Origin of the sequence: Pseudomonas sp. 44 R 15, from assembly GCF_900004965.1 — a bacterium.
GTDB classification, from domain to species: Bacteria; Pseudomonadota; Gammaproteobacteria; order Pseudomonadales; family Pseudomonadaceae; genus Aquipseudomonas; species Aquipseudomonas orientalis_A.
The window spans coordinates 30258-42607 of the sequence record NZ_CVTU01000107.1 but is presented as its reverse complement, the minus strand read 5'-3'; the positions used below and the strand labels follow the sequence as shown (position 1 = coordinate 42607).

Annotated in this window: 13 protein-coding genes; 1 reads left to right on the top strand and 12 read right to left on the bottom strand. The window is 61.8% G+C overall.

Annotated elements, in window-relative coordinates; all coding sequences use genetic code 11:
• The 12 genes from BFP93_RS19485 to ccoN (BFP93_RS19435) form a co-directional block, all read right to left on the bottom strand.
• Positions 1–1883, bottom strand: a 1883-nt coding sequence (locus BFP93_RS19485; protein ID WP_065894423.1) for a heavy metal translocating P-type ATPase, incomplete at its 3' end; no start/stop codon positions are given.
• A 112-nt stretch (positions 1884–1995) separates the two neighbouring features.
• On the bottom strand, positions 1996–2535 hold the full coding sequence (locus BFP93_RS19480) for a FixH family protein (RefSeq protein ID WP_065894421.1): 540 nt from the start codon (positions 2533–2535) through the stop codon (positions 1996–1998).
• A gap of 15 nt (positions 2536–2550) precedes the next feature.
• Positions 2551–3954, bottom strand: a complete 1404-nt coding sequence (ccoG, locus tag BFP93_RS19475; protein WP_065894419.1) for a cytochrome c oxidase accessory protein CcoG — start codon at positions 3952–3954, stop codon at positions 2551–2553.
• A 338-nt stretch (positions 3955–4292) separates the two neighbouring features.
• Entirely contained in the window at positions 4293–4451 is a 159-nt protein-coding gene (locus BFP93_RS28940) for a hypothetical protein (RefSeq protein WP_158254507.1), read from the bottom strand.
• Between the two features lie 115 nt (positions 4452–4566).
• Entirely contained in the window at positions 4567–5544 is a 978-nt protein-coding gene (gene ccoP / locus BFP93_RS19470) for a cytochrome-c oxidase, cbb3-type subunit III (RefSeq protein WP_065894417.1), read from the bottom strand.
• On the bottom strand, positions 5541–5726 hold the full coding sequence (locus tag BFP93_RS19465) for a CcoQ/FixQ family Cbb3-type cytochrome c oxidase assembly chaperone (RefSeq protein WP_003193169.1): 186 nt from the start codon (positions 5724–5726) through the stop codon (positions 5541–5543). The genes ccoP (BFP93_RS19470) and BFP93_RS19465 overlap by 4 nt, the downstream gene beginning before the upstream one ends.
• A 5-nt stretch (positions 5727–5731) precedes the next feature.
• Positions 5732–6340: a cytochrome-c oxidase, cbb3-type subunit II gene (ccoO, locus tag BFP93_RS19460; RefSeq protein ID WP_025854274.1), complete on the bottom strand. Its 609-nt coding sequence runs from the start codon at positions 6338–6340 to the stop codon at positions 5732–5734.
• Positions 6340–7782: a cytochrome-c oxidase, cbb3-type subunit I gene (gene ccoN, locus BFP93_RS19455; protein ID WP_065887893.1), complete on the bottom strand. Its 1443-nt coding sequence runs from the start codon at positions 7780–7782 to the stop codon at positions 6340–6342. Before ccoN (BFP93_RS19455) ends, ccoO (BFP93_RS19460) begins: the two co-directional genes overlap by 1 nt.
• Before the next feature lie 421 nt (positions 7783–8203).
• On the bottom strand, positions 8204–9115 hold the full coding sequence (gene ccoP / locus BFP93_RS19450) for a cytochrome-c oxidase, cbb3-type subunit III (protein WP_065894415.1): 912 nt from the start codon (positions 9113–9115) through the stop codon (positions 8204–8206).
• Entirely contained in the window at positions 9112–9312 is a 201-nt protein-coding gene (locus BFP93_RS19445; protein WP_065894413.1) for a cbb3-type cytochrome oxidase subunit 3, read from the bottom strand. The genes ccoP (BFP93_RS19450) and BFP93_RS19445 overlap by 4 nt, the downstream gene beginning before the upstream one ends.
• A 3-nt stretch (positions 9313–9315) precedes the next feature.
• Positions 9316–9924 carry a cytochrome-c oxidase, cbb3-type subunit II gene (gene ccoO / locus BFP93_RS19440; protein WP_065887896.1) on the bottom strand — a complete coding sequence of 203 codons (609 nt, stop codon included), beginning with the start codon at positions 9922–9924 and terminating at the stop codon, positions 9316–9318.
• 10 nt (positions 9925–9934) lie between these two features.
• Positions 9935–11359 carry a cytochrome-c oxidase, cbb3-type subunit I gene (gene ccoN, locus BFP93_RS19435; protein ID WP_065894412.1) on the bottom strand — a complete coding sequence of 475 codons (1425 nt, stop codon included), beginning with the start codon at positions 11357–11359 and terminating at the stop codon, positions 9935–9937.
• A gap of 79 nt (positions 11360–11438) precedes the next feature.
• Between ccoN (BFP93_RS19435) and BFP93_RS19430 the strand changes: the two genes are divergently transcribed.
• Positions 11439–12131 carry an alpha/beta family hydrolase gene (locus tag BFP93_RS19430; RefSeq protein WP_065894411.1) on the top strand — a complete coding sequence of 231 codons (693 nt, stop codon included), beginning with the start codon at positions 11439–11441 and terminating at the stop codon, positions 12129–12131.
• Positions 12132–12350 lie beyond the last annotated feature (219 nt).

Sequence of the window (12350 nt, the reverse complement as noted above, 5' to 3'; positions counted from 1 at the left end):
TCGCTGCGCAGGCGGTCGTCGAGCACGAGCCAGGCGAGCGCGCCGCGTTGATCGCCCAGCAGCAGCCATTGCCCGGCTTCGTCCGGTGACGCCGGGATCGGGCCGGCGCTGAGTTCACAGACAAACCCGGGTTGGCCGATGCGCAACAGGCGTTCGCCCACACGTCCTTGCAGGCCGAGGCCGGGACTGCTCGATACGTCATGGGCCGCCAGGGGCGCTCGGCCAAAGGCGCGGGCAATCGGGTGTTCGGAGCGGTTTTCCAGTGCGGCGGCGAGGCTCAGGCACTGGTCGCTGTCCAGTTCGCCCAGGGGCCGGATGGCGCGTAACGCCAGGCGTCCTTCGGTGAGCGTACCGGTCTTGTCGAAAATCACCGTGTCGATCTGGTTCAGCCCCTCCAGCACATGGCCACGGGTCAGCAGCAACCCAAGGCTGTGCAGGGTGCCGGTGGCGGCAGTGAGGGCAGTGGGTGTCGCCAGGGACAGCGCGCACGGGCAGGTGGCGACCAGCATGGCCAATACAATCCAGAACGCCCGTGATGCATCCAACTGCCACCACACCAGGCCGATCACTGCAGCCGCAATCAGGGACGCCAGCAAAAACCACTGTGCGGCGCGGTCGGCGATCTGCGCCAGGCGCGGTTTCTCGGCCTGGGCACGCTCCAGCAGGCGCACGATGGCGGACAGGCGCGTGTCGTGGCCGAGGGCGCGCACCTCGACGGTCAGCACGCCTTCTACGTTGAGGGTGCCGGCGGTGACCGCATCGCCGACATGCCTAGGCTGCGGCAGGTATTCGCCGGTAAGCAATGATTCATCGACGCTGGACTGGCCTTCGACAATCACCCCGTCCGCCGGCAGCACCGCGCCAGGATGCACCAGCACCCGGTCACCCACCGCCAACTCGCCCAGCAGGATGCGCTCGCTCTGGCCGTCCGCGCCCAGGCGCAGGCACGAAGCGGGCAGCAGGTTGACCAACTGCGCGGTGGCGGCGGCGGTGCGCTCGCGGGCACGCCGTTCCAGGTAGCGTCCGGCCAGCAGGAACAGCGCGAACATGCCGACCGCGTCGAAGTACAGCTCACCCACGCCGGTGATCGCCGTCCAGATCCCCGCCAGATAAGCCCCGCCAATGGCCAGGGACACCGACACGTCCATGGTCAGGTGACGCGTGCGCAGATCGCGCAGCGCGCCTTTGAAAAACGGTGCGCAGCTGTAGAACACGATGGGAGTTGTCAGAAACATCGCAACCCAGCGCAGGATCACATGCAGTTCGGGGCTGAGGTCGATATTGAATTCCGGCCAGGTGGCCATGGTCGCCATCATGGCCTGGAACCACAGCAGCCCGGCAACACCCAACTGGCGCAGGGCCAGGCGATTCTCGCCGGCCAGTTGTTCGGCGGCACGGTCCGCTTGATAGGGATGGGCGGCATAACCGATATGGCGCAGTTCACTGAGCACTTGGCTCAACGGTAACTGCCCGTCGGCCCAGCGCACATGCAGGCGGTGGTTGGACAGGTTCAGCCGTGCCTCGGCCACGGCGGGCAGGCCGCGCAGGTGTTTCTCGATCAACCAGCCACAGGCCGCGCAACTGATGCCTTCCATGAGCAGGGTGATTTCAGCGAGTTCGCCTGCGTGGCGCACGAATGGCTTTTGCACGTCGGCGCGGTCGTACAGCGCCAATTCATCGAGCAGTTGCACCGGCAAGGCCTCGGGGTTGGCCGAGGCTTCGCTGCGGTGCCGGTAGTAGCTTTCCAGCCCGCCCGCCACAATCGCCTCGGCCACCGCCTGGCACCCCGGGCAGCAAAGCTCGCGACGCTCGCCGAGGATGTCGGTGGTGAACCGGCTGCCGGCGGGGACGGGCAGGGCGCAGTGGTAGCAGGGGGTGGTCATGGTCGGGATCTTTGGTGGCTGGAAGGGCCTCATCGCGGGCAAGCCCACTCCCACAGGGGTACGCGTTCCAATGTGGGAGTGGGCTTGCCCGCGATGCGCGAAGCGCGATCTTTTACTTTTTCAGGTCTTCGGCACCTTGCAACGGTTCGTCTCCGAGCAGCAAGTCCTGGTCGTGGCTGACCTCTTCTTCTTCGAACAGACGCCAGGTCTTGTCGCCTTCCACGCCGAGCAATTCCACGAAACGGCGGCCGTCGACCTTGTCGGTGACTTGGCCGATGTAGCGGCCGGGCTCGCTGTCGCTGCGGGTCAGGTTGATTTTGCGATCCTTCTCTGGCTGGGTCGGGGAAATCAGGTTCAGTTCCAGCGTGTTCGGGTTGCTGTAGCCGGTCAGGCGCAGTTCGACTTCACCGGTCAGTTCGTCCAGGTGCAGCTTGCCGCGCAACTGGAGGGTCTGGGCCAGGCGTTCGCGGTCCAGGGAGCGGTTGATGCCTTTGCCGGCCTCGTAATAATTGTCGTTGACCAGGTTGTCCGGGTTATTCACCGCGATGGTCACCATGGACAGGGTCAGGGTCACCGAGCAGGCAAGGATGCCGATGATGATCCAGGGCCAGAGGTGCTTGTACCAAGGGCTTGCGGCAGTGGCTGCGGGCATTCTTGTATTCCCTGTCTAACGAACTTGTGGGCCGATGAATCGGCTCTTGGCTTCAATGTGAACGCTGGTGTCGTCGGCATCCTCGAGGATGAACGTCACTTCGTTGGTGCTCGACGGCAATTGCTCGGGGGCGCTCGACAATTCCACCGGCATGCTGACGATGTCGCCGGCGGCCACCTTGATTTCGCGTCGGCCTTGCAGCTTGAGGTCGGGCAGGCCGGCGGCGTCGAGTACGTAGGTGTGGTCGCGCTGGTCCTTGTTCATGATCTTCAGGCTGTAGACGTTCTCGATGCGGCCTTCGGCGTTTTCGCGGTATAGCACCCGGTCCTTGCTCACGTCGAAGCCCACCAGCGAACGCATGAAGAAGGCGGCCACCAGCAGGCTGATCATCGCCAGCAACACCAGGGCGTAACCGATCAGGCGCGGACGCAATTTATGGGTTTTCTGCCCGGACAGATTGTGCTCGGTGGTGTAGCTGATCAGGCCGCGCGGGTAGTCCATCTTGTCCATGATCGTGTCGCACGCGTCGATACAGGCGGCGCAGCCGATGCACTCGATCTGCAGGCCGTCGCGGATGTCGATACCGGTGGGGCACACTTGCACGCACATCGTGCAGTCGATGCAATCGCCCAGGCCCTGGGCCTTGTAGTCGACCCCCTTCTTGCGCGGACCGCGTACTTCGCCATGGCGTGGGTCGTAGGACACGATCAGCGTGTCCTTGTCGAACATCACGCTCTGGAAACGCGCATACGGGCACATGTAGATGCACACCTGTTCGCGCAGCCAGCCGGCGTTGCCGTAGGTGGCGAGGGTGAAGAAGCCCACCCAGAAGTACGACCAGCCGTCGGCCTGGCCGGTGAAGAAGTCCAATACCAGTTCGCGGATCGGCGAGAAGTAGCCGACGAAGGTCATACCGGTGACAAAACCGATCAGCAGCCACAGCGTGTGCTTGCTGAACTTGCGCAGGAATTTGCCGGCGCCCATGGGCGCCTTGTCGAGCTTGATGCGCTGGTTGCGGTCGCCCTCGGTGACCTTTTCGCACCACATGAAGATCCACGTCCACACGCTTTGCGGGCAGGTATAACCGCACCACACGCGTCCGGCGTACACCGTGATAAAGAACAGGCCGAATGCCGCGACGATAAGAATGCCCGAGAGCAGGATGAAATCCTGGGGCCAGAAGGTGGCGCCAAAAATGAAGAACTTACGCTCCGGCAGGTTCCACCACACCGCCTGGTGACCGCCCCAGTTCAGCCACACGGTGCCGAAGTAGAGCAGGAACAGTGCGGCACCGCCGAGCATGCGCAGATTGCGGAACAGGCCAGTGAAGGCGCGGGTATAAATCTTCTCTCGCGAAGCGTAGAGGTCGACGCTTTTGGCAGGCGGGGTAACGTCGTGTACCGGTATCTGGTCGCTCATCATTGCATCCCACGGCGGTGGAGATTTGCCTCGGCCAGTACGTGCCAACCGCGGTCAAATTGGGGGTGTTGCAGTGGCCTAATGATACGCCCCCGACGGTGCGCAAAGGGTGCGACCTTTGGTCGCGTTGGGGCAAATCAATTGATGGTGTAAGTGACCTGGATCAATTGACTTGTTGAGTATGGACGGTTTTTGCTGTTGTGTTGGGCGGGCAGCCCCTGAAACCGTTCACTCAAGAGACCCGGTCTTCATAACAAAACAGGTCGAATGTGTCGCGGGCAAGCCCGGCTCCCACATTTGATCTTTGGTATTTTCAGAATGGGGGCCGCTTAAGTGAGTCACTGATCGAACTGCTGCCTGGCAATAATGGTTGCACGCTCAGGGGTGAATTCGATGTTGTCATCAGGCATTTGCAGCATGTCGGCAATATTTGCAGCACCCGCTTCGTTTACTTCTTCCTGATTACTTTGCTGGAGTATGACGTTGTCTTCGTTCATGCATCAGTCTCGATTGAAAAAGTCGCCTTCAAACTCAACGCCTGTCGCTTGTCGTAGCAATAAACAACAAAGCCCCGTCAGTTTTCGCTGAGCGGGGCTTTTTGTGTTCGAGGACTTACTGCTCTTCAGCCTTCTTGTCCCCGTGGGACAAGCTGTACACATACGCCGCCAGCAAGTGCACCTTGTCATTGCCCTGCAGTTGCTCCTGCGCCGGCATCTGGCCCTGGCGACCGTAGCGGATGGTCTGCTGCAACTGGGCGAAGCTTGAGCCGTAGATGAACGCACCCGGGTGCGTCAGGTCCGGCGCGCCCATGGCGGGCGTGCCTTTACCCGCCGGGCCGTGGCAGGCCACGCAGTTGGCGGCGAAGAGTTTCTCGCCGTTGGCCACGTCGGCCTTGGCGCCTTCCGGCAGTTTGCGGCCGTCGAGGTTGGTCACCACGAAGGCCGCTACGTCCGCCACGCCTTGTTCGCCGATCACTTCAGCCCAGCCTGGCATGACCGCGTGGCGGCCTTGCATGATGGTTTGCTTGATGGTTGCCGGGTCGCCGCCCCAGCGCCAGTCGGCGTCGGTGAGGTTGGGGAAACCGTAGGCGCCCTTGGCGTCGGAACCGTGGCACACCGAGCAGTTGGAGGCAAACAGCCGACCGCCCATCTTCAGGGCTTGCGGGTCCTTGGCGACTTCTTCAATCGGCATCGAGGCGAATTTGGCGAAAATCGGCCCGAACTTGGCCTCCGACCTGGCCATTTCCTTTTCCCATTCGTGCACGCCGGTCCAGCCGGTCTGGCCGTTGGCAAACGGGGTTTGCTTGTCGTTGTCGAGGTAGTTGTAGCCTGGCAGCAGGCCTTTCCAGTTGCCCAGGCCGGGGTACAGCGCAAGGTAACCGAGGGCGAAGATGATGGTGCCGACAAACAGCATGAACCACCATTTGGGCAGCGGGTTGTCGTATTCCTCGATACCGTCGAACGAGTGGCCGACGGTCTCGTCCGTCTGCTCGGCGCGCTGGCCCTTGCGGGTCGACAGCAGCAGCCAGGTCAGGGCGAAGATGGTACCCAGACTGAGGACTGTGACGTACAGGCTCCAGAACGTAGTCATTCTTTGTTACTCCTAGACGCTTGCTCGACGTGCTTGATGGCTTCGGGATCATCTGCAAAGGGCAGCATGGTCGCGTCGTCGAATTCCGATTTGCGCCGGGGGCTGAACACCCACAGCGCCAGGCCGATAAAGGCCACCATCACCACAACGGTGCCCAGGCCACGAATCATGCCGATATCCATGCCGGTCACCGTTTGCTTTTGATGAGGGTGCCAAGGCCTTGCAGGTAGGCCACCAATGCGTCCATTTCGGTCTTGCCCTTTACGGCTGCGGCCGCACCGGCGATGTCTTCGTCGGTGTAGGGCACGCCCAGGGTGCGCAAGACTTCCATCTTCTTCGCGGTGTCCTTGCCGTCGAGCTTGTTTTCCACCAGGAACGGGTACGCCGGCATTTTCGACTCGGGCACCACGTTGCGCGGGTTGTACAGGTGCGCACGCTGCCAGTCATCGGAGTAACGCCCGCCGACACGGGCCAGGTCCGGGCCTGTACGCTTGGAGCCCCACAGGAACGGATGGTCCCACACGCTTTCACCGGCCACCGAGTAGTGGCCGTAGCGTTCGGTTTCGGCGCGGAACGGGCGAATCATCTGTGAGTGGCAGCCCACGCAGCCGTTGGCGATGTAGACGTCGCGGCCTTCCAGTTCGAGGGCGGTGCGCGGCTTCATGCCTTCGACCGGCTTGTTGGTCACGTCCTGGAAAAACAGCGGGACGATCTGGGTCAGGCCACCGATGCTCACGGCGATGACCATGAAGAAGGCCAGCAGGCCGATATTCTTCTCGACGACTTCATGCTTCATCAGTGGGCTCCCACAACAGCGATCTTGGCGGCGGCTTCAGCTTGCGCCGGGTCGGAGGCACGCACGGTGCGCCAGACGTTGTAGGCCATGAACAGCATGCCGGCGGCAAAGAACGCACCGCCCAGGGCGCGGACGATATAGCCCGGGTGGCTGGCTTGCAGCGCTTCGACGAAGGAATACGTGAGGGTGCCGTCATCATTGATCGCACGCCACATCAGGCCCTGGGTGATGCCGTTGACCCACATCGAGGCGATGTAGAGCACGGTGCCGATGGTGGCCAGCCAGAAGTGCGTGTTGATCAGCCCGACGCTGTGCATCTGCGCGCGGCCGAACAGCTTGGGGATCATGTGATACAGCGCGCCGATGGAAATCATCGCCACCCAGCCGAGTGCCCCGGCGTGTACGTGGCCAATGGTCCAGTCGGTGTAGTGGGACAGCGAGTTGACGGTCTTGATCGCCATCATCGGCCCTTCGAAGGTCGACATGCCGTAGAACGCCAGGGACACCACCAGAAAGCGCAGGATCGGGTCGGTGCGCAGCTTATGCCAGGCGCCCGAGAGGGTCATCATGCCGTTGATCATGCCGCCCCAGCTTGGTGCCAGCAGGATGATCGACATCGCCATGCCCAGGGACTGTGCCCAATCCGGCAACGCGGTGTAGTGCAGGTGGTGCGGACCTGCCCAGATATACAGGGTGATCAGCGCCCAGAAATGCACGATGGACAGGCGATACGAGTAGATGGGGCGTTCGGCCTGTTTCGGCACGAAGTAATACATCATTCCAAGGAACCCGGTGGTCAGGAAAAAGCCGACGGCGTTATGCCCGTACCACCATTGAATCATCGCATCCGTCGCGCCGGAGTAGGCCGAATAGGACTTGAACAGGCTCACCGGCAAGGACGCGTGGTTGACGATATGCAGCATCGCCGTGACCAGGATGAACGCCCCGTAGAACCAGTTGCCGACATAGATGTGCTTGGTCTTGCGCTTGACGATGGTGCCGAAGAACACCACGGCATAGGTCACCCACACGATGGCGAGCAAAATGGCGATCGGCCATTCCAGCTCGGCGTATTCCTTGGTGGTGGTGTAGCCCAGGGGCAGGCTGATGATGGCGCCGACGATGACCGCCTGCCAGCCCCAGAAGGTGAAGGCGGCGAGGCCATCGGAGATCAAGCGCGTCTGGCAGGTGCGCTGCACCACGTAATAGGAGGTGGCAAACAATGCACAGCCACCGAAGGCGAAGATCACCAGGTTGGTGTGCAGCGGGCGCAGGCGGCCGAAGGTCGTCCAGGGCAGGTCGAAATTCAATTGCGGCCAGACCAGTTGCGAGGCGATGAACACCCCGAGCCCCATGCCAAGAATTCCCCAGACCACCGTCATGATGGCGAACTGGCGAACCACCTTATAGTTATAAGCAGTCGGACTGATTGCTGTGCTCATTCTAAGGTTCCACGGTTTAAGTATTTTTATAGGTAAAATCGGCCGCAAGTATGTAGAAAGCGGGGGGCCATTGCAACGCAATGACTGACCTGTATCAAGGCGTTCCACGCCAGATTCTGCGCACTTTCCCTGTTTTGTGTAAGGACAAAGTCAGAAATCTAAAGCTGATCGAGTGGACAGGAATTTTCGAGGGCGCAACGGATACCGTCGCGTACGCCAGGATTGGCCCACTGCAGGAACAAGCGTAGACCCGAAAGCGAGGAGGGGACAGTTGGGTTTTGAAGGGGTGTGACACTTGGTCGCGAATGTCGCCACACGGTAGGAGCGAGCTTGCTCGCGAAAAACGTCAACGGTCACGCGGTCAGTCTGGTCTATCGCGTTGTGTTGACGTTCTTCGCGAGCAAGCTCGCTCCTACCAGTGCTAGTGGGTCAGGCTGTACACGTAAGCGGCAAGCAAATGCACCTTGTCATTGCCCTGCAGCAGGTCCTGCGCCGGCATCTGGCCCTGACGGCCGTGGCGGATGGTCTGCTGCAATTGCGCCAGGCTGGTGCCGTAGATAAAGCCGCCTGGCTCGGTCAGGTTTGGCGCGCCCATGGCTTCCACGCCGTGGCCTTGCGGGCCGTGGCAGGCGACGCACGTGGTGCTGAATGCGGCTTGGCCGGCAGCCAAATCGGCGTTGTTGTCCGCCGGCAAGGGCAACTTGGCCAGGTCGTGACGCACATAGGCGGCGACATTTTTCACCCCATCCTCGCCCAGCACTTCGCCCCAGGCCGGCATCGCCGCGTGGCGACCGTTCATGATGGTGGCCTTGATCGCTTCGGCCGAACCGCCCCAGCGCCAGTTGTTGTCCGCAAGATTCGGGAAGCCATACGCGCCCTTGGCATCCGAGCCGTGGCACACCGCGCAGTTGGACGCGAACAGGCGACCGCCCATCTTCAAGGCTTGCGGGTCTTTGGCCACTTCTTCCACGGGCATGGCCGCGAATTTGGCGAAGATCGGCCCGAACTTGGTGTCGGCCCTGGCCATTTCCTTGTCCCACTCCTTGGCCGACGTCCAGCCGTCTTCATAGCCCGGCAGTACTCCTTTCCAGTTGCCCAGGCCCGGGTAGAGGATCAGGTAGCCGACGGCGAACACCAGGGTGCCGGCGAACAACATGAACCACCACTGGGGCAGCGGGTTGTCGTATTCCTCGATTCCATCGAAGGCGTGGCCCATGGTCTGGTCGACGCTGCCTTTGGTTTCGCCCTTGCGGGTGCCGATCAGCAGCCAGGTCAGGCCGATCAGGCTGCCCAGGGTCAGTACGCAGATCCATGTACTCCAAAACAGGGTCATGGCTGGTTGCTCCTTGTTGCAGGCTCTTCTTGAGCATTGTGTGGAGAAGGCTCATCAGCGAACGGCAGCAGGCGCGCCTGCTCGAACTCCGCGTTGCGCCGGTTGTTGAACACCCACAGCGACAGGCCGATAAAGGCGATGGCTACCACCAGCGTGCCGAGGCCGCGGATAGTGCCCGCATCGAATTCAAATCCCATGGCTCACCTCTTGCTCTTGATGGCAGTGCCGAGCACTTGCAGGTAGGAAACCAGCGCGTCCATTTCGGTCTTGCCCTTGAGGCTGGCGACCGCGCCCGCGATGTCGTCATCGGTGTAGGGCACGCCGAGGGTGCGCATCACGCTCAACTTGGTCTCGGTGTGGCTGCTGTCGACGGCGGCGGTGACCAGCCACGGATAAGCCGGCATTTTCGACTCCGGCACCACGTTGCGCGGGTTGTACAGGTGCGCGCGGTGCCAGTCGTCCGAGTAGCGTGCGCCGACGCGGGCCAGGTCCGGGCCGGTGCGCTTGGAACCCCACAGGAAGGGGTGATCCCACACGCTTTCGCCGGCCACCGAATAGTGACCGTAGCGCTCGGTCTCGGCGCGGAACGGGCGGATCATCTGCGAGTGACACTGCACACAACCTTCGCGGATGTAGATGTCGCGGCCTTCCAGTTGCAACGCGGTGTAGGGCTTCATGCCTTCGACCGGCTTGTTGGTCACGTCCTGGAAGAACAGCGGGACGATCTGGGTCAGGCCACCGATGCTCACGGCGAGCACCATCAGCAGCATCAGCAGGCCGACGTTCTTTTCAATCGTTTCGTGTTTCATCACAGACTCCTCAGGCCAGCTGCGCGACAGGGACGGCTTCGACAGGCTGCACCGAACGCACGGTGCGCCAGGTGTTGTAAGCCATCAGCAACATGCCGCTGAGGAACACCGCGCCGCCCACCAGCCGCACGATGAAGCCAGGGTGACTGGCCACCAGGGTTTCGACGAAGGAGTAGGTCAAGGTGCCGTCTTCGTTGACCGCACGCCACATCAGGCCCTGGGCGATGCCGTTGACCCACATCGAGGCGATGTAGAGCACGGTGCCGATGGTGGCCAGCCAGAAATGCGCGTTGATCAGGCCGACGCTGTACATCTGCTCGCGACCGAAGACTTTCGGGATCATGTGGTACAGCGCGCCGATGGAAATCATCGCCACCCAACCCAGTGCCCCGGCGTGTACGTGGCCGATGGTCCAGTCGGTGTAGTGGGAGAGGGCGTTGACGGTCTTGATCGCCATCATCGGGCCTTCGAAGGTCGACATGCCGTAGAACGCCAGGGACACCACGAGAAAGCGCAGGATCGGGTCGCTGCGCAACTTATGCCAGGCGCCGGACAGCGTCATCATGCCGTTGATCATGCCGCCCCAGCTCGGGGCCAGCAGCACCAGCGACATCACCATGCCCAGCGACTGCGCCCAATCCGGCAGCGCGGTGTAGTGCAGGTGGTGGGGGCCGGCCCAGATATACAGGGTGATCAGCGCCCAGAAGTGCACGATGGACAAGCGATAGGAATACACCGGGCGTTCGGCCTGCTTGGGCACGAAGTAGTACATCATCCCGAGAAAGCCTGCGGTGAGGAAAAAGCCTACAGCGTTATGGCCGTACCACCACTGCACCATGGCATCCGTCGCACCGCCGTACAGCGAGTAGGACTTGGTCAGGCTGACCGGGATTTCCAGGTTGTTGACGATATGCAGAATGGCCACGGTGATGATGAACGCGCCAAAAAACCAGTTACCGACGTAGATGTGTTTGGTGTTGCGCTTCATGACCGTGCCGAAGAACACGATGGCATAGGCGACCCAGACGATGGTGATCAGGATGTCGATCGGCCATTCCAGCTCGGCGTATTCCTTGGAACTGGTGTAGCCCAGCGGCAGGGTGATTGCAGCCAGCAGGATGACCAGTTGCCAGCCCCAGAAGCAGAACGCGGCGATTTTCGGCGCGAACAGCGTTGTCTGGCAGGTGCGCTGCACCGAGTAGAAGGAGCTGGCGAACAGCGCGCAGCCGCCGAAGGCGAAAATGACCGCGTTGGTGTGCAGCGGGCGCAGGCGACCGAAGCTGGTCCAGGGCAAATCGAAGTTGAGCGCAGGCCAAACCAATTGGGCCGCGAGAAAAACCCCGAGCCCCATGCCGACGATGCCCCACACCACCGTCATAATGGCGAATTGGCGGACCACCTTGTAGTTATAGGCGGTACTTAAAGTAGTGTTCATGGTTCCCCATCCACGGTTCAACCCAAGCAGATGCGGCACTTGGGCTGGAGTTATAGGCAGACTAAAAAGCGAGGCAAGCATGGGCAAAGAGCACAAGGCCAGTATTGACGGGGATCAATGGGCGCACTGTGTGCGTGAACGCGGCTGGCTGTGGGATGTCGCCACGGGCACCCGCTCGGGCCAGCCTGTCACGTTGATCCTGGCCCACGGCGCCGGTGCGCCGATGGACTCGGCCTTCATGAACGACATGGCTGCGCGCCTTGCCGGGCATGGCGTCAACGTATTGCGCTTCGAATTTCCCTACATGGCGCAACGTCGATTGGACGGCGGCAAGCGCCCGCCGAATCCGGCGCCGAAACTGTTGGAAGCCTGGCGCGAGGTGTATGCGCAGGTGCGACGTCATGTCGCTGGGAAACTGGCGATTGGCGGTAAATCCATGGGCGGGCGCATGGCCAGTCTATTGGCCGATGAGCTGGGCGCCGCTGGGTTGGTGTGCCTGGGGTATCCGTTCTATGCGGTGGGCAAGCCTGAGAAACCGAGGGTCGAGCATTTGGCAGGGCTTACGACGCCGACGCTGATTGTGCAGGGCGAGCGGGATGCATTGGGTAATCGGGCGGCGGTGGAGGGGTATGCGTTGTCGCCGAGCATCGAGGTGATGTGGTTGGTGGCGGGGGATCATGACTTGAAGCCGCTGAAGGCGTCGGGGTTAACCCATGAGCAGCATCTGGAGGCGGCTGCGGTGCGCGTGGCTGAGTTTCTGGGTGCCTGTTAGGGACCTATCGGGGCATAGGTATCTACACAGTTTTGGTGCGACACCGCACTTCTGGTGAGGGAGCTAACGCGTATCTACCTGACGTTCCGAGGTCCAAATGTGGGAGGGGCGGTGCGACGATTCGACTTGCCCCCGATGGCGGCCTCGGGGCTGGCCGGGATGTTGGATTGGACCGAGTACATATCCGTTTCTGCGGTAACGGCCACTTAGGGTTCCGCC